The sequence below is a fragment of the Mesorhizobium sp. A623 genome (assembly GCF_054489405.1).
In genome coordinates this window covers 124,515-145,617 of the sequence record NZ_JBTMXB010000005.1, presented here as the reverse complement: position 1 = coordinate 145,617, position 21,103 = coordinate 124,515, and the positions used below count along the sequence as shown (strand labels likewise).

The window sequence follows — 21,103 nt, the reverse complement described above, 5'->3', positions numbered from 1 at the left end:
CCGGTGCCCACTCTCGGGAGACATGCTTTAATCGTCGCTGGAGACGCCGCCGGCCTGGGGCCATTCCGCGGCTGCCTTTTGCCGGGCGGCGATGCGGTCCTGCCGCTCCACGCCCAGCAATTCGGCAACCCGCCACACGACATCGTCTTCCAGTTCGTGCAGTTCGCCGTCCGCATAGACGATACTCCACATCAACCCGACAAAAGCCTTGCGGCCGTCGGCGTCGAGATGGCGCTTCAGCACGCTGGTGAAGGCATAGAGATCGACCGCCTCGCCGTCCGCCTTTTCACCGGCCTTGGCCAGTGCGTCGAGTTCCGCGCCTGTCACGCCGTAGCTTTGCGACAGCACCGCCTTGAATTTGGCCCACTCGACGTCCTGTCGGGCGCCATCGGCGTCCATGACATGATAAAGCAGGGCCGAAGCCGCGACACGCGGATCGTCCGCCTGCGCGGCGCCCCGGCCGGCGCCGCCCGGTAATTCCTTGAGAAAGGACAGTACGCGCTCGAACATCAAACTCCTCCGATTCACCACACACTGACTTAGCGCGGAAGCGGATCACGATCAAAACAAACGAAAGCGACCGGACGATTTCGCATCCGGCTCCTCGTCCTCCGGCTCGATGCCTGGGTCGTCGGGAAGGCGCATCGGTTCGGCCGGCTCAATCGCCTCTTCATCGATCGGCACGGCGGCCAGTTCGGCAGCCGTAACCGGTGCGATGGAATCGCCTGCAGTTGCCGGTTCCTTCTCCACCGGAGCAGCCTTCGGCAGGAGTACCGGGCGATCGGCCTCAACCACAACCGGCGACGCTGTCGGCGCGGCAAGCACGGGAGCATCGATCTCCGGCCGGTCTTCGTCGCTTTCGATCAGTTGGCCAAGCCGTTCCATCGGCGCGCGCCATTCGAACGCGTCGAGCCTGCCCGTGACCGGCGATACCGGTGCCCAGCACTCGGAAGCGACGCCGTCGGCAACCCATTCCGGATCGCGCGGCGCCCGCACCGCCTTGGACAGAAGTTGCCTGACCTTACCCTGGTCGCCCGTATCGGCCTCCTCGATGTCGGCCAACAACAGGTAAGCCCCCTCGCGAGGGTCGATGCGGATCGCCGTCTCGGCCTCGCGGCGCGCTGTCGCAAAGTCCTGCGCGTCGAGCGCAGCGCGCGCTACCGCCATCGAGGATTCGGCATTGTTCCGCTTCAGTTCCTGCAGTTTGCGCGCCCGGTTCAAGCGGTCGAGAACCGCATCGCCGGGCCGGGCATGCGTATAGAGTTCAGCGATCTCGGGATGCGGCTCGGCCTTCCATGCCGCCTCGAGGATTTTTGCGCCTTTGCGCACATCGTTGTGCCGAAACAGCGCGCGGGCGGCAGCGACAGCGGCCGGTGCGAAGCCGGGGCGCAGGCGGTTGGCTTCGAGCGCCGCCGTCCTCGCCGCATCGGGGTCGCTGTCGAACAAGGCCTGCGCCTTGGCGGTAAGCAGCACGGAACGGCGGTTGTTGGCCGATTCCGGCTCGATCTGCCGTGTCGATTTCTGCGCGTTGACCAGTTTGAGCGCGCCGTCCCAATCGGCGCGCTGGGTCAGTTCTTCCAGCGTCGATTCAGCCGCCCAGGCCAGTTGCGGCGCCACTTGCGCCGCGCGCCCGGCATAGTGGCGGGCGGCATTGCGGTCGCCCAGCCTTTCGGCCTCGAGATAAAGTCCCCGCAGGCCAAGCAGGCGCATTTCCGGATCGTCGAGCATGGCCTCGAATTTCCCGCGCGCCGTCTCGTGGTCGCCTTCAAGCAGCGAAGCCTGCGCATCCAGAAGATGGATCAGCGGCTCCTGGTCGGAGCGGATCAGCTTGGCCGCCTCCTTCGCTTTCTTGCGCGCCAGCGCTGCGTCGCCCGCACCGGCAGCGATCATGCCCGTCGACAGCGCCTGATAGCCCCGGTCGCGGCGACGCACGCGAAAATGCCGCGCGATAGTGTAGGGGCTGTTCCAGATCGACTTGAGCAGCCACCAGAGGATCATCACCACTGCAACGACAGCCACCACGGCCACCGCCGCCACCATCAGGCTGACCTGATACTGGTAGCCGTTGAAGGTGACGACCATGTCGCCCGGCCGGTCCGCCAGCCAGGCAAAGCCGAGGCCCAGCGCGAAGACGATGGCGAGGAAAACGAGAATGCGGATCATCTGGGTCCTCACGCCTTCATGGCATTGGCGATCAGCGCGTCGATCTGCGCTTCGACATCAAGCCGCGCCTTGATCTTCGCGGCAAAATCCGCGCCGGCAGCCTTCACCGCATCGGGCAGCGGATCATATTCGGCAAGCGCCTTGGCGTAGTCCCCCTGGTTGACCGCCGCCTCCATCCGGGCGACCGTTTCGGGCACCCCGGCACCCGCTACCGCACCGATCGGACGCACCTTGACCAGCGATTCCGCGCTGGACATCAGGCTTTGGAAAAAGCCGCCATTCGGGTCGGGCGGGGTGGCAGCCGAAACCATCGTGGTCGCAGCCGCATCGACGCCGGCAGCGATTTCGGCGCGGGTCGCGACCCCCTTTTCGGCATAAGCGCGCAGCGCGGCAAGCTGCGGCGCATCCGGCGCGATGGCCGCGAAGGTCTCCAGTTCGGCAGCAAAAGGCGCACCGCGATCCAGCGCCGCCTTCAGTGCCGAAGCCGCAATCGCCAGCGCGATCTTCGGCTGCGAGGCCTGCGCCTCGACCTTGGCCGACAGTTGCGTGACCGATTGCTCGAGCGCGCCGATTCTACCCTGCTGTTCGGAAGCAGCATTGCCCGCCGATTTGACCAGCGCATCCAGTTCCGTGATTTTGTCACTGAGCGGCTTGAGGTCGGACGACGCCATGGTTCCGGCCTGGCCGAGTGCGGCAACCGTCGTTTCCAGGGCGGCAATCTTGTCGCGCAATTCGGTGACGCCTGCCGTATCGCCGGTTTGCGATCCGGCGGAAGCCTTCAGCGCCGCGACATCCGTCTTGACCTGATCCAGCGCATCGGAAAGTCCCTTGACCCGCGCCATGGCGTCGCCGCCATTCTCCGAGTTCGATATGGCCGCGATCTGGGTTTTCAGCGCGGCGATGTCGCTGTTGACGCCTTCCAGGGAAGCGCCGGCGCCCGGCGCGCCGAGAAGGCCGGCATATTGCAAACCGCCGGCACCGACGAGCGCGATGATCCCGCCGACGACGCCGGCAACGATGGCGCTCATGCTGCCCCGCCTGGGCTGGACCGGCTCGCCCGCCACGAAATCGGCCTTCGCAGCGGTATCGGTGTCGGCCGCCAGCTTGGCCTGCGCGGGCGTATCGTCGAAACCGTAATCGGCGCTGGCGCTCGCCCGGTCCGCCTGTTCTGCGGCGGCGATGCGTGCCGCCTCATCCTTTTCCCACGGCTCGAAATCGGCGGCTTGCGCCCGCATTCCCTCCTGGCCCGACGCCTCGTTCTCCGTTGCCTCAGGCGCTGCAGCCTGCTCTTCTCCGATCCCAGAGACGTCGCCCGGCTGAAGCTCGATGGTCACCGGCTCGCGGTGGGTTTTGGAATGTCGCGTCTTCGGCGTCTTGACCATGCTTGGCTCCGCTATTTCGCTTCGTCTTGACCGGCACCGGCTTCAGGAAAGGTCTACCACACCTCAACCGTGTGAAAAGGGCAGCGTGATGACGCGGGAGGACGCATCAGCCCCGCAACAGGTCGAACAGCGCCTCTTCGTTCGGCTCCCGGCTCACATGAATTCTTTCTCTCCCCAGCGGATCGAGAGCCGCTGCAACGCGCCTCGACAAGCACAGGAAACTAGCGTCATCGAACAGTGGGGCAAGTTCTGGCGTCCGGGCGATCGCACGGATGGCCTGCGCTGCCTTGACCGAATAGAGCAGCACCGTGTCGACGGGGTGGCCATCAAGGGACGCTGCGATTTCCGCACTGTCGTAACCGATCGCCACCGTATCGTAGGTCTCGACCGGATGGACGCGAACGGATGCCGCACCCAGCCTTTGTTCGAAGGTGGAAAGCCTCACCCTGCCGCACAGATAGACGACGGCCATGCCGGACAGCGAAGCCGCCATATGGGCGGCCAGCGCCTCCGCGTCGCCCGGCCCTTCATGCACCGACAGAAAACCTGCCGCGCGCGCCGCTTCCGCGGTGCGTTTGCCGACGGCATGGCATGGCAAATGCGCCAGCGCCGCAATCAATTCCGCAGGCGCATGGCGCAAGGCGTTGGCGCTGGTTGCCGCAATGGCTACCGCGTCTTCCGGCAGACCGTCAATCGTGACAGGAAGCGGATGCGTCCGGGTCAGCGGCAGCAGGACCGGCTCAAAGCCCAGCGCCGCAAGCCTGGTTGCGGTGCGCGCGGCACCCGGTTCCGGCCTTGTCACCAGAACGCGGCGGCGCATTCAATACCATCCGTCAAAAAACTCTTCGCCGGCTTTCGCCCGCACGGCCACACCGGCCTGCGCGCCGATCAGCGCGGCTTCCCGCGCCAGTCCCTCGGCCTCGATGGTGTGCGACTGCGTACCGTCGGGCGAAATGATCAGCCCGCTGAACGACAGCCTGTCTCCCTCGATCACCGCATAGCCGGCAATCGGCGTGCGGCAGGAGCCGTCGAGCGTGCCGAGAAAGGCGCGCTCACAAGCCAGCGCCTGGCCGGTCGGGACATGGTGGATCGCTGCCAGCATCTCGCCCACCGCGTCGTCGCCGATCCGGGTTTCGATGCCGATGGCGCCCTGCCCTGGCGCCGGCGGAAAATCGGCCAGCGGCATCAAGTCGGTGACGAGATGCTCCAGCTCCAGCCGCTTCAGCCCGGCCAATGCCAGGATGGTGCCTTCGGCCACGCCTTCGTCGAGTTTGCGTAACCGCGTCTGGACGTTGCCGCGAAACAGCACCACGTCGAGGTCGGGTCGCATGCGGCGGATCAGGGCCTGCCGGCGCAGCGAAGACGAGCCGACCTTGACGCCGCGCGGCAATTCCGCGATCGATTTCGCAGCCTTGCCGATAAAGGCGTCGCGGGCATCTTCGCGCGGCAGGAAGGCCGAAAGCTCCAGCCCGGCCGGCAATTGCGTCGGCATGTCCTTGGAAGAATGCACGGCAATATCGATGCGGCGGTCGAACAGCGCCTCTTCCAGTTCCTTGGTGAAAAGCCCCTTGCCGCCGGCCTCCGACAGCGCCCGGTTCTGGATGCGGTCGCCGCTGGTCGAGATCGGCACGATTTCGAACGCCGATTCCGGCAGCTGGTGCGCCGCCATCAGCCGCGCCTGCGTTTCCTGGGCCTGCGCCAGCGCCAGCAGGCTGCCCCTCGTTCCGATCCGTAATGGTGTTTGCATGACGCGCCGTCCGTGATAACCCCCGGCAGGCGGGGCTTGCGCACTCCTAGCGGGGATCGCGCGCATGCACAATCTTCGAGGGCAGCGACCAATTGATCCGCGTTCTGGGCATAGAGACGAGTTGCGACGAGACGGCGGCCAGCGTTGTCGCCCTGTCTGATGATTCCGAGCCCCGGATTTTGTCTAACGTCGTGTTCAGCCAGATCGAGGAACATGCGGCCTTTGGCGGCGTGGTTCCCGAGATTGCCGCGCGCGCTCATGTCGAGGCGCTGGACGGCATCATTGAGGCAGCCCTTGCCGAGTCGGATACGGCGCTTGCCGAAATCGACGCCATCGCCGCGACCGCCGGTCCCGGCCTCGTCGGCGGGCTGATCGTCGGGCTGATGACGGCAAAGGCGATTGCGGCGGCGGCGGGGAAAAAACTGATCGCCATCAACCATCTGGAGGGCCATGCGCTGACCGCCCGCCTGACCGACGGCGTCGCCTTTCCCTATCTTTTGCTGCTGGTTTCCGGCGGCCATACGCAGATCGTCGCGGTGCGCGGGGTCGCAGACTACCAGCGCTGGGCCACCACCATCGACGACGCGCTGGGCGAAGCCTTCGACAAGACGGCCAAGATGCTCGGCCTGCCCTATCCGGGCGGTCCCAATGTGGAAAAGGCGGCAAGGCAGGGCGATGCCGGCCGTTTCGCCTTTCCGCGGCCGATGAAAGGCTCCGCACAGCCCGATTTTTCCTTTTCCGGCCTGAAAACCGCCGTGCGGCAAGCTGCAAGCGCCATCGCGCCGCTCAGCGAGCAGGACGTCGCCGACGTCTGCGCCTCGTTCCAGGCGGCGGCTGCCGATGCGCTCAGTGATCGCGTCATCCGCGCCCTGAACCGGTTTCGCGAGACGTTTCCCGACGAAAAGACCCCCACACTGGTCGTGGCCGGCGGGGTTGCCGCCAACGGCACGATCAAATCGGCACTGGAAGCCCTGTGTGCGGATCGCGGCTTTGTTTTCGTTGCCCCTCCGCTGAAATTGTGCTCCGACAATGCTGCAATGATCGCCTGGGCCGGCATCGAAAGGCTGCGCGCCGGCAAGGTGGACGCCGATGCTTTCGATTTCGTGCCGCGTTCACGCTGGCCGCTGGACAGTGTCTCGGAGCCGATAATCGGATCGGGCCGGCGCGGGGCGAAAGCATGACGGGCGGCGGCAACTGGCGCGTCTGCGTGCTTGGCGGCGGCGCATGGGGTACCGCGCTGGCGCTGGCGATGCTGCGCGCCGGCCATTCCGTGCGGCTGTGGGCGCGCGACGAAGACAGCGTTGCCGCCATCAATCGCTGCGAGAACACCCGCTATCTGCCCGGCATCGCGCTCGATCCGGGTATCGAGGCCACCACCGACATGGCGACAGCACTGGCCGGTGCCGATTGCGTGCTGGCCGTTACCCCGGCGCAGTCGTTGCGCGGCGTATTGGCTACAGCGCAAGGTTTCATGCCGAAAAACATTCCGCTGGTGCTCTGCGCCAAGGGCATCGAGCGCGACACCGGCGCGCTGCTGTCGGCGATCGTCGGCGAGTTCCTGCCTAAAAACCCGATCGCGGCCCTTTCCGGCCCGAGCTTTGCGGCGGACGTGGCCAAAGGCCTGCCCACGGCGGTGGTGGTCGCGGCGCGCGACGACGCGCTGGCCGGCGACCTTGCCGCGCGCTTTTCGGCACGAAACCTTCGCTGCTATTCCAGCGACGACCTTGTTGGCGTCGAGATCGGCGGCGCGCTAAAGAACGTCTTCGCCATCGCCGCCGGCGCGGTGACGGGTGCGGGCCTCGGCGCCAGCGCGCAGGCCGCCATGGTGACGCGCGGTTTCGTCGAGTTACGCCGCATCGGCGCCGCCTTCGGCGCGAAGCCTGAAACGCTGATGGGCCTGTCGGGGCTGGGTGACCTCCTGCTCAGTTGCGCCTCGGTGCAATCGCGCAATTTCGCCTATGGGCTGGCGCTGGGGCGCGGCGAACAACTGGCCGGCCGGCCGCTGGCCGAAGGCGTGCCGACCGCCGCAATCGCCGTGCGCATTGCCGACGAGCGCGGCATCGACGCGCCGATCATCGCAGCGGTGGCCGCGATATTGGACGGAACGATTACCATCGGCGAAGCAGTATCCGCGTTGATGACGCGACCGCTGAAGACAGAAGCCGACGCTTAAACGAAAGGATACCACATGCTGTTTGCCCTGATCTGCACCGACAAGCCCGGAAAATTGCAGGTGCGCGCGGATACGCGGCCCGATCACCTGGCTTTCCTGCAAGGGTTGAACGATGAGAAAAAGCTGGCCTTCGCCGGCCCGTTCCTCGATGCCGACGGCAAGGCGAATGGCAGCATGGTCGTGCTCGAAGCACCCGACATGGAAGCGGCCCGCGCGCTTGCCGCCGCCGATCCCTACGCCAAGGCCGATTTGTTCGCGAGCGTCGAAATCCGCCAGTGGAACTGGGGCGTCAACAACCCGGCGAACGGCTGAGACGGAAGGCGGGGACAATAAAATGAATTACTGGCTGTTCAAATCCGAGCCATCCACCTTTTCCTTCGACGCACTGAAGGCGACCGGCAAGACCGGCACGCAGTGGGACGGCGTGCGCAATTATCTGGCGCGCAACAACATGCGCGCCATGCAGATCGGCGATCTTGGTTTCTTCTACCATTCCAACGAGGGGCTTGAGGTGGTCGGCATCGCCGAGGTTTGCGCACTCGCCCATCACGACACGACGACCGAAGACCCGCGCTGGGAGTGCGTCGATATCCGCGCCGTGCGCGACGTTCCCCGGCCGGTGAAGCTGGCCGAGGTCAAGGCCAACCCGAAGCTGGAGAAGATGGCGCTGGTCACGTCGATGCGGCTTTCCGTGCAGCCGGTGCTACTGGGCGAATGGCAGGAAGTCTGCCGCATGGCCGGCCTCGATCCAGCAACCTTGATGCCTTGACGCGAATCTCGCCACTGGACGCCGAACGTTTCATTCTGGACAACACCACGCTTGCGTCGCCGCCGCATGTGCCGGAAATCCGCCTGTATCTAGCCGACGAAGCGCATGATCTATGGCAGCGCACGGAGGATGAACTGGCCGAGATCGGCCTGCCGCCGCCTTTCTGGGCTTTCGCCTGGGCAGGCGGGCAAGGGCTTGCGCGTTACATCCTCGACCACCCGGAAGCGATTCGGGACCGAAAAATTCTCGACTTCGCTTCGGGCTCCGGCCTTGTCGCGATAGCGGCGGCAAGGGCAGGCGCAACAAGCGTGATTGCCGCCGACATCGATCCGTTTTGCGCAACCGCGATTCGGCTGAACGCCGAAGCCAACGGCATGGCGGTCGAATTCACGGACAGGGACCTGATCGGGATGGATGAAGGCTGGGACGTGGTGCTGGCCGGCGACGTTTTTTACGACGCCGCCTTTGCCGGGCTGCTGCTGCCCTGGTTCAAAAACCTGTCGGCGCGCGGCGCGGAAATTCTCGTCGGTGACCCGGGCCGGGCCTATCTGCCGAAGACAGAGCTGGAAAATCTGGCGATCTATGAAGTGCCGGTGACCCGCGCGCTGGAAGATTCCGACGTCAAGCGCACCACGGTCTGGCGCTTTTCCTAACGAACCACCCGCACCACCGTCCGGTCCGACAAAAACGGCAGCAGCCGCGCCATAACCTGCGCCGTCACCGCCACACAGCCCTGCGTCGGCGTAAAGCCGGCCCGCGCCAAGTGAAAGAAGATGGCGCTACCGCGTCCGCGCCGGCGGGGCGAAATGTTCCAGTCCAGCACCAGGCAGGCATCGTAGAGGCGGTCGTCGCGCTTCATGCGCTCATGGCTGGCGCCGTAGGGGATTTTTACCGGACGATTGTAGTTGCGGTCTTCCGGTACTTCGCACCAGCCGAGATCGGCGTCTATCGCCGTCATGGCCAGCCGGGTCCGCCGCCCGCCGGCAAACTGATCGTTGCGAAAATAGCCATGCAGAATCCGCATGGACGCCAGCGGCGTCGCCCCGTCTCCCTCGCGCTTGTTGGCGCAGATGCCGCCGCGGCCCAGGGCGCAGGGAAATACCAGCCTGCCGGCCTGCAAAAACCCCTGGCTGGGATGGCCGGGCCGGGCGCGAACGGTGATGACGCGTAGGCCCGCCGGCAAAATTGCGCCGGCAGCATTGTTTATGCGTTTTTTCAGGTATGATCGTGCCACGGAACAAATCACTGTGATGGGCTGTTTTGTTCATCAAGTTCCGCATAAACGGGCAGCGGTCAATTGAAATTCATTGCAAAACAACGGATTGATTCATGACATCACGCACCATCCTGATCGTTGACGACGATGAAGACCTGCGCGCCACGCTTGTCGAGCAATTATCGCTCTACGAGGAATTCAGCGTGCTGCAGGAAGCGACCGCCGCCAAGGGCGTTGCCGCCGCACGCGCCGGGCTGATCGACCTGCTCATCATGGATGTCGGCCTGCCCGACATGGACGGTCGCGAAGCGGTGAAGATCCTGCGCAAGGGCGGCTACAAGGCGCCCATCATCATGCTGACCGGCCACGACACCGATTCCGACACCATCCTCGGGCTGGAGGCGGGCGCCAACGATTACGTGACCAAGCCGTTCCGCTTCGCCGTGCTTCTGGCCCGCATCCGCGCGCAACTGCGCCAGCATGAACAGAGTGAGGACGCCACCTTCGCGGTCGGGCCATACACGTTCAAGCCCAGCCAGAAACTCCTGATCGACCAGCGCGGCGCCAAGGTGCGGCTGACCGAAAAAGAAGCCTCCATCATCAAATACCTCTATCGCGCGGAACAGAAGGTGGTAACGCGCGACGTGCTTCTGGAGGAGGTGTGGGGCTATAATTCGGGCGTCACCACGCACACGCTGGAAACCCATGTCTATCGGCTGCGGCAAAAGATCGAGCGTGATCCTTCCAATGCCGAGATTCTTGTCACGGAAAGCGGCGGCTACAAGCTGGTTCCCTAAGCGGATAACCCGTATGTAACCATCATTGATTCATAATTCGTCCGATTTGCGGTTCGGGGCGGGGCCGCACGGAAAACGAGCATGATCCGGCTTCGGGACCATGGCACGGAAAGGGGAACGGCCTGACGGTTCGGGGACATAATGGCGCTGGATGACGACATCCGCATCCTCTCCGCCGTGGGGCTTTTCGAGGGCTTCACGCAGGAGCAACTGCGCCTGCTCGCCTTCGGGGCCGAAACCACGCATCTCGGCGCCGACAAGAAGCTTTACCGCGAGGACGACGTTGCCGATTCGGCCTATGTCATGGTCAGCGGTCGCATCGTCCTCTATCGCGAGGGCGGCGACCGCGAGCGGCTTGTGCTCGGCCATGTCGGGCCGGGCTCGATTTTGGGAGAACTGGCCCTGATCGCCGATACCAGGCGGCTGACCAGCGCCTCGGCGGAAATCGATTCGGAGGTGCTGCGCCTCAACCGCAGTATGTTCCGGCGCATCCTCGAAGAATACCCGGAGGTTGCGGTGCAGCTTCACCACCGGATAACCGCCGAATTGCAGGCGTTCCTGCAGAAGATCGAAAACCTGGCGCCACGCTTCGCGGGGTGAGGAGCAGTCCGCGCACTTGCGCGGTTCATTCCAGGTCGAAACGGGCGATCACCGGCACATGATCGGAAGGGCGTTCCCAGCCGCGCGCAGCACTTAATATCTCGTAGCCATGGAACAGCGGGGTCAGGTTGGGCGACGACCAGACATGGTCGAGGCGACGGCCTCGATTGGACGTCTCCCAATCCTGCGCCCGGTAACTCCACCAAGTGTAGAGCTTCTGCTCGAGCGGGATGTTGTGCCGCATCAGGTCGACCCAGCCGCCGCTTTCACGCATGGCCTGGAAATTCGTCGTTTCGATCGGCGTATGGCTGACCACCTTGAGAAGCTGCTTGTGCGACCAGACATCATGCTCCAGCGGCGCGATGTTGAGGTCGCCGACGAGGATCGAGCCAGACGCAGCGTCGTGGTCGGCGCGAATGGCGTTCATTTCGGCGACGAAATCAAGCTTGTGCCGGAATTTTCGGTTGATCTCGGGGTCCGGTTCGTCACCGCCGGCCGGCACATAGAAATTGTGCACGGTAAGCGCCTTGCCGCCGGCCGCGACCCGGACCGAAATATGCCGGCTGTCCTCGATGCCGCAAAACCGGCGCTTCTCGACGATCTCGATCGGTCGCCGCGCCACCGTCGCCACGCCGTGATAGCCCTTCTGGCCATGGATGGCGATGTGCTCGTAGCCGAGCTTGCGAAAGGCGGCAGCCGGAAAAAGATCGTCCTGGCACTTGGTTTCCTGAAGGCACAAGACGTCCGGCGCATGCTCCATAAGCAGGCGCTCGACCAGCGGCATGCGCAGGCGAACGGAATTGATGTTCCAGGTGGCGATCGAAAAAGACATGCTGCAGGTCCGGCGGGAAAATCGCCCGGAACCTGCCAGCGTGGCTCGTCAAAGGCAAGCGGGGTGTAGCTGCGCGGCGCGGTGTGGCCGGCTTTCCACAACTACCGCAGTTCAAGCCTGGATTGACGGCTCTATCCGCCGCCTTCGGAGGAAATCAGCGCGGCGACTTCGACTTGGTGTTGAGTTCGCGATTCGCCGTGTAGTCGATCTTGAACGTATCGGGGGCGAAGCTGACCCCTTGCTTGGTGTTGAAGATCATCACGGTCGTGTCCTTGCCCTGCGCGTCGGTAATGGTCCACTGGCGCAGTTCGTAGGATTTCGGGTCGAACATCATGGTGATCTTCGAATTGCCGAACACGGATTTGTCGGAAAGCTGGATCGTTGTGAGATCGTCTTCTTCCTTGACGCTGGTCACCTTGTCGCCGGAGAGGTCGATCTTGTCGTCGAGCAGCAGCTTGAGCGGGGTCTTCGACAGCGGATAGAGATCGGACGTCTTCATCTTCTTGTTGAGAATGACGACGGACTGACCGTCCGATATGACCTGGAATTTCGACGAACCGTCATAGTTGAAACGGATCCGGCCCGGCCTTTCCAGATAGAACTTGCCGCCGGTCTGCTCGCCCTTCGGTCCGAACTGGACGAATTCGCCGGTCATCGTCTTCACCGAAGAAAAGTGATCGGCCACCTTCTGCGCGGCGACGGGAACCGCCGCCTGCGCCTGTGCGAGAAGACGAAAGCCGGGCACCGCGTTCATGGCGGCGGCACCTGCGAGGGCAAGGCCAAAGCCAACGAACTGGCGGCGCGTCGGGACAAAGGGAAAGTCGTTCATGCCTGTCGCTTTCGTCTGATTTCCACTCAAGGCGCGGGTGTGGCCCCCCAGTTGGGCTTTAGTTTGGCAAAATTGCCGGACCTGCCTAAACCCCGCCGTTCCGGCAAGGTTCCGTCCGTCAGAACTTGTCGTCTTCCGTCGGCACCAGGATTTCGCGCTTGCCGGCATGGTTGGCGGGGCCAACAATGCCTTCCTGCTCCATTTTCTCGATGATCGAGGCGGCGCGGTTATAGCCGATGCCCAGCCGGCGCTGGATGTAGCTGGTAGACGCCTTGCCGTCGCGCAGCACCACGGAGACCGCCTGGTCGTAAGGATCGTCGGAATCCTCGAAATTGCTGTTGCCGCCGCTTGAGCCGCCCTTGCCGGAGGACTCCTCTTCGTCGTCCTCGTCGCTCTCGGTGATGGCGTCGAGATATTCCGGCACGCCCTGCAATTTCAGGTGCGCCACGATCTTTTCCACCTCGTCGTCGGAAACGAAAGGCCCGTGCACGCGCTGGATGCGCCCGCCGCCGGCCATGTAGAGCATGTCGCCCATGCCGAGCAGTTGTTCGGCGCCCTGCTCGCCCAGAATGGTGCGGCTGTCGATCTTCGACGTTACCTGGAAGGAGATGCGGGTCGGGAAGTTCGCCTTGATCGTGCCGGTGATGACGTCGACCGACGGCCGCTGCGTCGCCATGATGACATGGATGCCGGCCGCGCGCGCCATCTGCGCCAGGCGCTGCACCGCGCCTTCGATGTCCTTGCCCGCGACCATCATCAGGTCGGCCATCTCGTCGATGATGACGACGATATAGGGGATCGGTTCGAGATCGAGCGCTTCCGTCTCATAGATCGCTTCGCCGGTCTGCCGGTCGAAGCCGGTCTGCACGGTGCGCGTGATCTTTTCGCCCTTCTTGTCGGCCTGGGCGACACGCGCGTTGAAGCCGTCGATGTTGCGCACGCCGACCTTGGACATCTTGCGATAACGGTCTTCCATCTCGCGCACGGTCCATTTGAGCGCGACGACGGCCTTCTTCGGATCGGTCACGACAGGGGTCAGAAGATGCGGGATGCCGTCATAGACGGAAAGCTCGAGCATCTTCGGGTCGATCATGATGAGGCGGCACTGCTGCGGCGTCATCTTGTAGAGCAGCGACAGGATCATCGTATTGATGGCCACCGACTTGCCTGAACCGGTGGTGCCAGCGACCAGAACGTGCGGCATCTTGGCGATATCGACGATGACCGCCTCACCATTGATGGTCTTGCCCAGCGCCAGAGCGAGCTTGGCCTTGGTCTGCTCGAAGTCGCGGCTGGCCATGATCTCGCGCAGGTAGACCGTCTCGCGCTTGGCGTTGGGCAGTTCGATGCCGATGGCGTTGCGGCCGGGCACGACCGCGACGCGGCAGGCAATGGCGCTCATCGAGCGGGCGATATCGTCGGACAGGCCGATGACGCGCGACGATTTTATGCCCGGAGCCGGCTCCAGCTCGTACATCGTGACCACCGGGCCGGGACGGACATGGATGATCTCGCCCTTGACGCCGAAATCCTCCAGCACGCCTTCGAGCAGGCGGGCGTTCTGTTCCAGCGCTTCAGTCGACAGGCTGGCATCGCGCACCACGCTCGGCGGCTGCAGCAGGAAATGCAGAGACGGCATCTCGAAATGATCGGCGCCGATCAACGAGGTCTGGGCCTCGCGCTGGGCGCGGCTTCCCTCGACGGGCCGCGCCACCGGCGCATCGATCTTCGCACCGGCAGGCGAGCGGAAGGCCTGTACATTGGCGTTAGGAGCACCGGGGGCATTAGGGGCACCGGAGGCAGCGCGGCTCCGGGCAGGCGGCTCCGGCGCAAAGTCCATGGCGTCGCCATGCGAAAAATGGTCCTCGTCGAAAATGTCGGCGTCGTCGGGGTGGACCGACGCTCCGCGCTCGCTGACCATGGCGGCGAAAAACTCCGGCTCGACGCGCGCTCTGCCACGCGAACTCATCCTCGCTTCCGCGATCTCCGCCACCTCGACCCGTTCGGCGGCACGCCGCCATGCGCTTTCGCGCGGGGCATCGTCGAAGCCGAGATCGTCGTGCTCGCGCTTGCGGGCCGCGCGGCGGCGGAAATAGGCACGCGCCGACAGCCACCAATGGGTGATCGCGCCCAGCGCCAGCATCCCCTCGCCGCCGTCGTCCTCTTCGTTCTCGAACATCGCCTGTTCGGCGTCGACCTGCTCGGGCACGACCGGCTCCTTGACGGCAAAGCCGTTCTTGCGGGCAATCAAGGCCGACCCGTATGCAAAAAGCCACAGCGCCGGCGCGACGAACAGCACGGCAAGCACACTGGCGATCATGCCCGTCGGGTAGCCGCCGACGAAGATGCCTGGAATTTTCAGCACCATGTCGCCGAACACGCCGCCAAGGCCGGTCGGCAGCGGCCAGGTTTTTGGCGGCACCACGCAGCCAGCGATCGCCGCCGCCAAAAGGGCAAAGCCGAGCCATGCCAGGCCCCGCTTCGGCAGTCTGTCGACGCCGCGCGCGGAAAACAAAAGGAAGCCCCACACCACCGCCGGCACCAGCGCCGCCACCGCCGACAGGCCGAAGAACTGCATGGCCAGATCGGAAAAGACTGCGCCCGGATAGCCCATCGCATTGGTGACGCTATTGTCGGTCGCATGCGAAAAACTCGGATCGGCGACATTCCATGTGGCAAGGCTGGCGACGCCGAAGATCACGACGCCAAACAGCGCTGCGCCGGCAAGACGCCCGACCTGACGCCGCGCGAACGCGTGGATGCCGTGTCCGATCGTATCGGTGAGCACGAGCTGTGCTGAAGCCCCTGAGCGCATGCGGCCTTCCCCGTCTGTCATAGCCTGCTCGGGACGCGACGCGCCCGGCAAGTTCAAGGGTCAGACTATCGGCTTGAAGGTTAAGGCTGCTTTAACCATGAGCGTTTTTGTCCGCCCTGAACACGCAGACTTCCATCCGAAGCGCTACGGGATCAATCCATCAGGCCAGGAAACGCGCTAGTCGGGCTAGGAGAGCACAGTCCGGCTGCTTTTTCGTGCGGCCATAAGTGCATAATCGGGCTTGGACTCTGCCGTCAGCACGCTCTTCAGGATGCGCTCAGGCTGCGCCTCCGTTGACGAAGACCGTCTGGCCGTTGATCCAGCCGCCATTGCTGCTTGCGAGCATCGAGACGACGTTGGCGATGTCTTCCGGCTCGCCCAGCCGCTCCAGTGGAGAGAGTTTGGCAATGGTCTGGATCAATTCCGGCGATTTGCCGCCGAGGAACAGTTCGGTGGCCGTAGGTCCCGGGGCAATTGCGTTGACGGTGATGCCGCGCCCGCGAAGCTCCTTGGCGAGGATCAGGGTCAGCATCTCGACGGCTGCCTTGGTGGCGGCATAGGCCCCGTAGGCTGGCAAGGCGAGCCGGGTCACGCTGGTCGAGGTGTTGATGATCTTCGCGCCTTTTTCCAGGCGCCGCGCGGCTTCCCGCAGCGTGTTGAAGGTGCCCTTGAGGTTGATCGCCACCATCGCGTCGAAGCTCGCATCGTCCATCTCGGCAATCGGCGCGAGGTTCATGATCCCGGCATTGTTGACCAGCAAGGTAACCTTGCCGAGCCGCGCTTCGGTTTCGTCGAACAGGGCGGCAACCTCTTCCGGCTTCGAGACGTCGGCCTTGATGGCGACCGCCCTGCCTCCGGCGGATGCTATTTGTGAAACGACTTCTTCGGCCGCTTTGGCCTTTGCCGCATAGTTCACGGTCACGGCAAAACCGTCACCGGCAAGCCTCCTGGCAATGGCGCCGCCGATACCGCGCGAGGCTCCGGTCACGATGGCAACGGGTGATGTGGACAACATGAATGGCTTTCCCTTTTATATTACGGATCGTTTCGTAAATTAATATTGGTCGACTGTCAATTGCCATTACGTATCGTTTCGCTATTGTCATCTCATGAACAGCAAATCGCGCCCCGTCGGGCGGCCCCCCAGCAAGGCCGCGACCGCCCATGACGACATCCTGTCCGCCGTCCATGCTCTCCTGCAGACGATGTCGGTGCGGGATCTTACGATCGAGCGCATCGCCAAACAGGCCGGCGTCGGCAAGCCGACACTCTACAAATGGTGGCCGTCCAAGGCCGACATCGTGCTGTGCATGTTGCAGGAGCGCGTTGTCCCGGCGCTTGACCCGCCCGAAGGGCTGCCGCTGGCGGAGTCGATCCGGATCAAGGCGCGAAGGCTGGTCGATGCGTTCAACGGCTTCTTCGGGGCGGTGATCGCCGGGCTGATCGCCGAGGGCCAGCACGATCCGGAATTGCTGCAAAAGCTGAACGAGGAATACATCCTGCCCCGCCGCGCCGGCACCGTAGCGGACATCCGCCGCGCGCAGGGCGAAGGAACATTTCCGCCGGAGATTGACCCCGAAATCGTGGTTGATGCCGTCTTCGGCAGCATCTACTTTCACAGGATCACGAAAGTGCACCCGTTGACGCACGAATACGCAGACGCGCTCGTCGACAATTTGCTCGCGCTGACACGGCGCTAGGAGCTGCGATGCCCCGGCCGTCATCCGACCGGGGCAAGTGCCGCGCACCTGGCGTCAGTGCGAGGTCGAATAATTCACCGGCACCCAGCCATAGGCGTCGCCTTGCTTGCGAACGTGGCCGAGGCCCGGAAACGGCAGATGCGCGCCGGCGACGAGATATTTACGGTCGGCGGCGTCGGCGAATAGCTTGGCGCGTTCGCCCGCAGCTTCGCCGCTATCGCTATCGAACTGGATGGTGACCTGCGGGTGGGCGAATTGTATCGCGGCCACATGCACCACATCACCCCAGATCAGCAGGCTCTGGCCCTCGCTTTCCACCAGATAGCCGGTGTGTCCCCCCGTGTGACCGGGCAGTGCAATGGAACGCAGGCCGGGCAGGAATTCGGTCGGGCCGTCGAAGGTTTCAAGGCGCTTGGTCTCGACATAGGGTTGAAACGAAGCGATGGCGCCCTGGAAAAACCCTTTCGCGGCCTCTGGTGCCGCGTCGAGGTTCGCCTGGCTCAGCCAGTAATCGGCGTCGGCCTTGGCCGCATGGACAACCGCGTTGGGAAACACAGCCTTGCCGCCTGCCGCCAGGCCGCCGACATGATCGGGGTGCATATGGGTGACGAGGATTTCATCGACCTGATCGGGCCGGTAGCCGGATGCCTCGATATTGCTGAGCAGCTTGCCCAGGGTCGGGCCGAATAGCGTTCCAGCACCGGCGTCCACCAGCACGAGCTTGTTGCCGGTGTTGATCAGATAGGCGTTGTCGGACGTCTCTAACGGCGAGGCCTCGAAGTCGGCCGCCAGTTCGGCATCGACCGCTTGCGGCGTCGTATTGGTCAGCAGTTGGTCGACTGGCAGATCGACCGTCCCATCGGAAATCGCCGTGACTTCGAAAGCGCCGACCATTGTGCGGTAATAGCCCGGCGCCGAAGCCTTCTGCATCGGGGCTGCCGCATGGGCGGCGGTCGTCGCCATGGCGGCCAGGCCGAAGCTGGCCATCACCAGCGCCGACAGGGTTAGTCTCGTGGATGTGCTGTTCATCTGTATCTCCTTCAACCGCCGGATCGCGGTTTGTACGAGCCCATATCGACGTTTGCGGGGATTTGAACAATCAGCTAAGTTGCAACTACATTTTGCATAATACGCAAACAAGGAACCGAGATGCTTGAAACCGTTTCCACCTTTGTGGCGGTGGCAACTGCCGGCAGCTTTTCCAGTGTGGCCAAAGCGCAAGGCGTCGCGGTGTCCTCGATCACGCGGCGGGTGGAGCTTCTGGAGGCCGACCTGCAGGCCAGACTGTTCATCCGCAGTTCTCGCAGGCTGACGCTGACCGATGCGGGGCAGAATTTTCTGCCGCGCGCCCGCAACCTTCTCGCCGAACTGGCCGAAGCACGCGACGGCCTGTCGGCCCTTGACGCCGCGCCGCGCGGCTTGCTCACCATCACCGCCCCGACGATGTTCGGGCGTCAGCACGTGGCACCGGCGGTCGTGAGTTTCCTGGCCGACTATCCGCATCTGGAAATAGAGCTGCATTCAGACGACGCGGTCGTCGACCTGTCGGAGCGCCGCGTCGACGTGGCCATCAGAATGGGATTGTTGCCCGATAGCGACCTTGTCGCGACCCACCTCGCCCCGGTGCGCCGACTGGTCTGCGCCAGCCCGGACTATCTGAAGAAGGCCGGCACGCCAAAGGTTCCGATGGACCTCTTGGAGCACAACTGCCTGACGGTGGCGTCCAGCCGCACCCCATCCGGTTGGTGGACCTTCGCCGGGGTCAACCGCGACCAGGCACTGCCGGTTCACGGCAATATGCGTTCGGACGATACCGGAGCGCTCATCCACGCGGCACTGGCAGGCGTCGGGATCGTGCACCTGGCAAGCTGGCTGGTCAGCGACTTGATCGTGGCCGGCAGCCTGGTGGAAGTGCTCCCCGATACAAGGCAGCCATCGGCGCGGTCGACATCGATTCACGCCATTCGCATGCCAGGTTGGTCCCATGCCGCAAAGGTCAGGCTGTTCGTCGCCCATTTACGCAAGACCTTCGGCACACCGCCCTACTGGGACAGTGCTATCGGGCTGAATTGAGCGCGCCGGATGCTGAAGCGTCAGCGCTCACCGCGAGCACTGCCGCACCCGGTGCTGGCGAAATCCGCAACGACGTGGCTCTATGATCTGCTGCGCGCGATCGGCAATCTGTCCGTGGTTTCCGGAGACGACGGGGCCGCACACACCAAGCGCATGGTCATGCTGCTGCTCCACGGGCTGCGCTACGGGGCCAGTTCGCAAAAATCATGAACCGCGCGAAGGATTTTCGGCGCTGGCGATTTGATCGAGATTGCCGATCAGCCGTTTAAGCAGAGCAACAAGCAGTGCCGCTTCCGCAGGCGTGAATCCGGCCATCGCCTCGCGGTTCTCCTGAAACAAGGTCGTTATCGCCTCGGGCATGCGCTCCTGCGCGGCCCTCGTCAGCACGATGCGGCTGCTGCGGCCGTCCGCCGGGTCGCGTGTCCGCTCGATCAAGCCATCCCGCTCCATGCGAGCCAGCATCTGCGCCATCGGCGGTTGCTCGACCATAACGCCACCAACCGAGGGGACCTCCTGGCCTTCTTCTCGGAGAGTGACGAAAATGTCGCGCGCGTCGAGCCCGATATTCATGACGGAATTTGGCTCATCGCCTGAGGCCGCTCGGTCCATCGCAAAACTGAAGCAGCGGCGGCGATCGGCAGCCTAATGCATGTCGCCCGAAAGTGGGAACCGGTTTCGGGGCACCGACATGCATCAAAACAAGGGCTTGAAGCGCACCCGCATGAATCCATTCAGGTGCGACGCGCTGTAGCGGAGGGCCGAACCCTCAACAAGATACTTGTCCTATGATCTTGTGGACCGAATAAAGCGTCTTTTGCGTCCACTCGGGCGCAAGCCTGCGTCCAGGCAGCGCACCATCAGATTCAAACGAAAAACCCGGCGGTTGCCCGCCGGGTTTTTCTTTAGACAGAAAGCGCTGTCTTAGAACGAGCGCTGGAAGCGGATGATGCCACCGATCGAATCGTCGGTTGCGCCAGTCCAGCTGCCGGCACCAGCGACATTGTCGCCTTCGTTGACGTAGTCGACTTCGGCCGTGACATTGAAGCCCGGAACGATGTCGTAGGAGACGTTCGCTGCAACGGCGAGGGTCTCGTCTTCGTCATACGAAACCTGTGCGTTCAAAGAAGTCTTCTCGTTGAGCTTGTAGGAACCGCCGCCGAAAATGGCCCAGTTGCCGCCCCAAGGCTTGTAGAAGTTGCGGGCGACATTGTCGTCCGAACCGTAACCGCCGATGATGAACAGCGACAGCTGCTCGGTGGCGTTCACGTCCAAACGGACCTTGCCGGACCATTCTTCCCAGTTGCTGTTGTAGGCTGCGACACCGGAGATGCCACCCCAGCCAGCGGTGTACTTGACGCCGCCAACCACGTGCGGGACGTAGCTGTCGATGACGTCGAAGCCGTTACCATCGGCGTTGTTGCCCTGCTCGACCGAGACGATCGCCGAGAAGCCGTTGCCGCCGTCGAACGTGTAGCTGATCAGGTTGGTTTCGAAGCCGCCGTAAGGAACCAGCGTATCCTGGATGACGTTACCGGCATAACCCTGGAACGTGTCGAAGACCGACTCGTCAGCGCCGATGCGCAGGCCGCCAAGCTGGATCCAGGCGAAGTTCAACGAGGTCGAGCTGCCGCCATTGGCGTAGTTGAAACGCGTCTCGGTGTAGGTCTTCAAGGTGCCGAGTTCGGTTTCCTGGCCGGTCCAGGTGCGGAGCGCGAAGCGGCTCTGAACATGGTAGGAGCGGCGAGCATCGCCGTCCATCACGTCGGTCGTAGCACGGCCGTCGAACGAGCCGGCATCGCCGCCGGAGATGTCGACGCGGACGTAACCGCCGACGCGCAGGCAGGTCTCGGTGCCGGGAATGTAGAAGTAGCCAGCGCCGTAAACGTCGCAGATGCGGACGTATTCAGCGGGTTCCGGCTCGGCGACGACGACAGCGTCGGCGGCGCGCGCACCGGATACTGCGACGAGAGCCGCAGCGGAGCCGAAAAGAAGGCTCTTAATGTTCAT

At 63.8% G+C, this 21,103-nt stretch carries 23 protein-coding genes; 10 read left to right on the top strand and 13 right to left on the bottom strand.

The window, feature by feature from the left end:
- Nucleotides 1-27: 27 nt before the first annotated feature.
- From ACX3P1_RS07490 to hemC, 5 genes are all read right to left on the bottom strand, one after another.
- Nucleotides 28-510, bottom strand: a complete 483-nt coding sequence (locus ACX3P1_RS07490) for a tellurite resistance TerB family protein (RefSeq protein ID WP_459078932.1) — start codon at nucleotides 508-510, stop codon at nucleotides 28-30.
- Between the two features lie 51 nt (nucleotides 511-561).
- The gene (locus tag ACX3P1_RS07485) at nucleotides 562-2,163 is read right to left on the bottom strand and encodes a heme biosynthesis HemY N-terminal domain-containing protein (protein WP_459078931.1); all 1,602 of its coding nucleotides are present in this window, start codon (nucleotides 2,161-2,163) and stop codon (nucleotides 562-564) included.
- 8 nt (nucleotides 2,164-2,171) lie between these two features.
- Nucleotides 2,172-3,545 carry a COG4223 family protein gene (locus ACX3P1_RS07480; RefSeq protein ID WP_459078930.1) on the bottom strand — a complete coding sequence of 458 codons (1,374 nt, stop codon included), beginning with the start codon at nucleotides 3,543-3,545 and terminating at the stop codon, nucleotides 2,172-2,174.
- Nucleotides 3,546-3,651: 106 nt separating this feature from the next.
- A complete protein-coding gene (locus ACX3P1_RS07475) occupies nucleotides 3,652-4,365 on the bottom strand; it encodes a uroporphyrinogen-III synthase (RefSeq protein ID WP_459078929.1) in 714 nt (237 codons plus the stop codon).
- Nucleotides 4,366-5,292: a hydroxymethylbilane synthase gene (gene hemC / locus ACX3P1_RS07470; RefSeq protein ID WP_459078928.1), complete on the bottom strand. Its 927-nt coding sequence runs from the start codon at nucleotides 5,290-5,292 to the stop codon at nucleotides 4,366-4,368.
- A 95-nt stretch (nucleotides 5,293-5,387) separates the two neighbouring features.
- Between hemC and tsaD the strand changes: the two genes are divergently transcribed.
- The 5 genes from tsaD to ACX3P1_RS07445 are packed head-to-tail and all read left to right on the top strand — an operon-like array spanning nucleotide 5,388 to nucleotide 8,887.
- Complete coding sequence (gene tsaD, locus ACX3P1_RS07465; RefSeq protein WP_459079029.1) at nucleotides 5,388-6,473, top strand: tRNA (adenosine(37)-N6)-threonylcarbamoyltransferase complex transferase subunit TsaD; 1,086 nt, start codon at nucleotides 5,388-5,390, stop codon at nucleotides 6,471-6,473.
- Nucleotides 6,470-7,465, top strand: coding sequence for an NAD(P)H-dependent glycerol-3-phosphate dehydrogenase (locus ACX3P1_RS07460; protein WP_459078927.1), 996 nt, complete (start codon nucleotides 6,470-6,472; stop codon nucleotides 7,463-7,465). The genes tsaD and ACX3P1_RS07460 overlap by 4 nt, the downstream gene beginning before the upstream one ends.
- Before the next feature lie 15 nt (nucleotides 7,466-7,480).
- Nucleotides 7,481-7,777, top strand: a complete 297-nt coding sequence (locus ACX3P1_RS07455) for a YciI-like protein (RefSeq protein ID WP_459078926.1) — start codon at nucleotides 7,481-7,483, stop codon at nucleotides 7,775-7,777.
- Between the two features lie 22 nt (nucleotides 7,778-7,799).
- Nucleotides 7,800-8,234 carry an EVE domain-containing protein gene (locus ACX3P1_RS07450; protein WP_459078925.1) on the top strand — a complete coding sequence of 145 codons (435 nt, stop codon included), beginning with the start codon at nucleotides 7,800-7,802 and terminating at the stop codon, nucleotides 8,232-8,234.
- Nucleotides 8,180-8,887: a class I SAM-dependent methyltransferase gene (locus tag ACX3P1_RS07445; protein ID WP_459078924.1), complete on the top strand. Its 708-nt coding sequence runs from the start codon at nucleotides 8,180-8,182 to the stop codon at nucleotides 8,885-8,887. The genes ACX3P1_RS07450 and ACX3P1_RS07445 overlap by 55 nt, the downstream gene beginning before the upstream one ends.
- Here the strand turns inward: ACX3P1_RS07445 and ACX3P1_RS07440 are convergent.
- Entirely contained in the window at nucleotides 8,884-9,441 is a 558-nt protein-coding gene (locus tag ACX3P1_RS07440; RefSeq protein ID WP_459079028.1) for a L,D-transpeptidase family protein, read from the bottom strand. The genes ACX3P1_RS07445 and ACX3P1_RS07440 overlap by 4 nt on opposite strands.
- A 122-nt stretch (nucleotides 9,442-9,563) precedes the next feature.
- Between ACX3P1_RS07440 and ACX3P1_RS07435 the strand changes: the two genes are divergently transcribed.
- Both ACX3P1_RS07435 and ACX3P1_RS07430 read left to right on the top strand, forming a co-directional pair.
- A complete protein-coding gene (locus ACX3P1_RS07435; protein ID WP_459078923.1) occupies nucleotides 9,564-10,247 on the top strand; it encodes a response regulator transcription factor in 684 nt (227 codons plus the stop codon).
- Nucleotides 10,248-10,388: 141 nt separating this feature from the next.
- Nucleotides 10,389-10,847, top strand: coding sequence for a cyclic nucleotide-binding domain-containing protein (locus ACX3P1_RS07430; RefSeq protein WP_459078922.1), 459 nt, complete (start codon nucleotides 10,389-10,391; stop codon nucleotides 10,845-10,847).
- A gap of 25 nt (nucleotides 10,848-10,872) precedes the next feature.
- Here ACX3P1_RS07430 and ACX3P1_RS07425 read toward each other — a convergent pair whose 3' ends face one another.
- From ACX3P1_RS07425 to ACX3P1_RS07410, 4 genes are all read right to left on the bottom strand, one after another.
- Nucleotides 10,873-11,679 carry an exodeoxyribonuclease III gene (locus tag ACX3P1_RS07425; protein ID WP_459078921.1) on the bottom strand — a complete coding sequence of 269 codons (807 nt, stop codon included), beginning with the start codon at nucleotides 11,677-11,679 and terminating at the stop codon, nucleotides 10,873-10,875.
- Nucleotides 11,680-11,833: 154 nt separating this feature from the next.
- Nucleotides 11,834-12,508, bottom strand: a complete 675-nt coding sequence (locus ACX3P1_RS07420; RefSeq protein ID WP_459078920.1) for an outer membrane lipoprotein carrier protein LolA — start codon at nucleotides 12,506-12,508, stop codon at nucleotides 11,834-11,836.
- A 118-nt stretch (nucleotides 12,509-12,626) separates the two neighbouring features.
- Complete coding sequence (locus tag ACX3P1_RS07415) at nucleotides 12,627-15,323, bottom strand: DNA translocase FtsK (RefSeq protein ID WP_459079027.1); 2,697 nt, start codon at nucleotides 15,321-15,323, stop codon at nucleotides 12,627-12,629.
- 277 nt (nucleotides 15,324-15,600) lie between these two features.
- Nucleotides 15,601-16,338 (bottom strand): SDR family oxidoreductase, encoded by a 738-nt coding sequence (locus tag ACX3P1_RS07410; RefSeq protein ID WP_459078919.1) that lies wholly within the window; start codon nucleotides 16,336-16,338, stop codon nucleotides 15,601-15,603.
- A 94-nt stretch (nucleotides 16,339-16,432) separates the two neighbouring features.
- Between ACX3P1_RS07410 and ACX3P1_RS07405 the strand changes: the two genes are divergently transcribed.
- Nucleotides 16,433-17,023, top strand: coding sequence for a TetR/AcrR family transcriptional regulator (locus ACX3P1_RS07405; RefSeq protein ID WP_459078918.1), 591 nt, complete (start codon nucleotides 16,433-16,435; stop codon nucleotides 17,021-17,023).
- Nucleotides 17,024-17,077: 54 nt separating this feature from the next.
- Here the strand turns inward: ACX3P1_RS07405 and ACX3P1_RS07400 are convergent, their stop codons facing one another.
- Entirely contained in the window at nucleotides 17,078-18,052 is a 975-nt protein-coding gene (locus ACX3P1_RS07400; RefSeq protein ID WP_459078917.1) for an MBL fold metallo-hydrolase, read from the bottom strand.
- A gap of 120 nt (nucleotides 18,053-18,172) precedes the next feature.
- Here ACX3P1_RS07400 and ACX3P1_RS07395 point away from each other — a divergent pair, with 120 nt between their 5' ends.
- On the top strand, nucleotides 18,173-19,096 hold the full coding sequence (locus tag ACX3P1_RS07395) for a LysR family transcriptional regulator (RefSeq protein WP_459078916.1): 924 nt from the start codon (nucleotides 18,173-18,175) through the stop codon (nucleotides 19,094-19,096).
- 9 nt (nucleotides 19,097-19,105) lie between these two features.
- Nucleotides 19,106-19,306, top strand: a complete 201-nt coding sequence (locus tag ACX3P1_RS07390; RefSeq protein ID WP_459078915.1) for a hypothetical protein — start codon at nucleotides 19,106-19,108, stop codon at nucleotides 19,304-19,306.
- Here ACX3P1_RS07390 and ACX3P1_RS07385 read toward each other — a convergent pair.
- Both ACX3P1_RS07385 and ACX3P1_RS07380 read right to left on the bottom strand, forming a co-directional pair.
- Complete coding sequence (locus tag ACX3P1_RS07385) at nucleotides 19,301-19,666, bottom strand: MarR family winged helix-turn-helix transcriptional regulator (RefSeq protein WP_459078914.1); 366 nt, start codon at nucleotides 19,664-19,666, stop codon at nucleotides 19,301-19,303. The genes ACX3P1_RS07390 and ACX3P1_RS07385 overlap by 6 nt on opposite strands.
- A 351-nt stretch (nucleotides 19,667-20,017) precedes the next feature.
- Nucleotides 20,018-21,103 (bottom strand): porin, encoded by a 1,086-nt coding sequence (locus ACX3P1_RS07380; protein ID WP_459078913.1) that lies wholly within the window; start codon nucleotides 21,101-21,103, stop codon nucleotides 20,018-20,020.

Bases quoted from the DNA above. Each gene is read 5' to 3' on its own strand.
- ACX3P1_RS07385 (WP_459078914.1), bottom strand. From the start codon at position 19,666: ATGAATATCGGGCTCGACGCGCGCGACATTTTCGTCACTCTCCGAGAA.
- ACX3P1_RS07400 (WP_459078917.1), bottom strand. From the start codon at position 18,052: ATGAACAGCACATCCACGAGACTAACCCTGTCGGCGCTGGTGATGGCC.
- ACX3P1_RS07410 (WP_459078919.1), bottom strand. From the start codon at position 16,338: ATGTTGTCCACATCACCCGTTGCCATCGTGACCGGAGCCTCGCGCGGT.
- ACX3P1_RS07435 (WP_459078923.1), top strand. From the start codon at position 9,564: ATGACATCACGCACCATCCTGATCGTTGACGACGATGAAGACCTGCGC.
- ACX3P1_RS07390 (WP_459078915.1), top strand. From the start codon at position 19,106: ATGCTGAAGCGTCAGCGCTCACCGCGAGCACTGCCGCACCCGGTGCTG.
- ACX3P1_RS07460 (WP_459078927.1), top strand. From the start codon at position 6,470: ATGACGGGCGGCGGCAACTGGCGCGTCTGCGTGCTTGGCGGCGGCGCA.
- ACX3P1_RS07430 (WP_459078922.1), top strand. From the start codon at position 10,389: ATGGCGCTGGATGACGACATCCGCATCCTCTCCGCCGTGGGGCTTTTC.
- ACX3P1_RS07480 (WP_459078930.1), bottom strand. From the start codon at position 3,545: ATGGTCAAGACGCCGAAGACGCGACATTCCAAAACCCACCGCGAGCCG.
- ACX3P1_RS07445 (WP_459078924.1), top strand. From the start codon at position 8,180: ATGGCAGGAAGTCTGCCGCATGGCCGGCCTCGATCCAGCAACCTTGAT.
- ACX3P1_RS07425 (WP_459078921.1), bottom strand. From the start codon at position 11,679: ATGTCTTTTTCGATCGCCACCTGGAACATCAATTCCGTTCGCCTGCGC.
- ACX3P1_RS07415 (WP_459079027.1), bottom strand. From the start codon at position 15,323: ATGCGCTCAGGGGCTTCAGCACAGCTCGTGCTCACCGATACGATCGGA.
- ACX3P1_RS07450 (WP_459078925.1), top strand. From the start codon at position 7,800: ATGAATTACTGGCTGTTCAAATCCGAGCCATCCACCTTTTCCTTCGAC.
- ACX3P1_RS07420 (WP_459078920.1), bottom strand. From the start codon at position 12,508: ATGAACGACTTTCCCTTTGTCCCGACGCGCCGCCAGTTCGTTGGCTTT.
- ACX3P1_RS07395 (WP_459078916.1), top strand. From the start codon at position 18,173: ATGCTTGAAACCGTTTCCACCTTTGTGGCGGTGGCAACTGCCGGCAGC.
- ACX3P1_RS07380 (WP_459078913.1), bottom strand. From the start codon at position 21,103: ATGAACATTAAGAGCCTTCTTTTCGGCTCCGCTGCGGCTCTCGTCGCA.
- ACX3P1_RS07485 (WP_459078931.1), bottom strand. From the start codon at position 2,163: ATGATCCGCATTCTCGTTTTCCTCGCCATCGTCTTCGCGCTGGGCCTC.
- ACX3P1_RS07455 (WP_459078926.1), top strand. From the start codon at position 7,481: ATGCTGTTTGCCCTGATCTGCACCGACAAGCCCGGAAAATTGCAGGTG.
- ACX3P1_RS07405 (WP_459078918.1), top strand. From the start codon at position 16,433: ATGAACAGCAAATCGCGCCCCGTCGGGCGGCCCCCCAGCAAGGCCGCG.
- hemC (WP_459078928.1), bottom strand. From the start codon at position 5,292: ATGCAAACACCATTACGGATCGGAACGAGGGGCAGCCTGCTGGCGCTG.
- ACX3P1_RS07475 (WP_459078929.1), bottom strand. From the start codon at position 4,365: ATGCGCCGCCGCGTTCTGGTGACAAGGCCGGAACCGGGTGCCGCGCGC.
- ACX3P1_RS07490 (WP_459078932.1), bottom strand. From the start codon at position 510: ATGTTCGAGCGCGTACTGTCCTTTCTCAAGGAATTACCGGGCGGCGCC.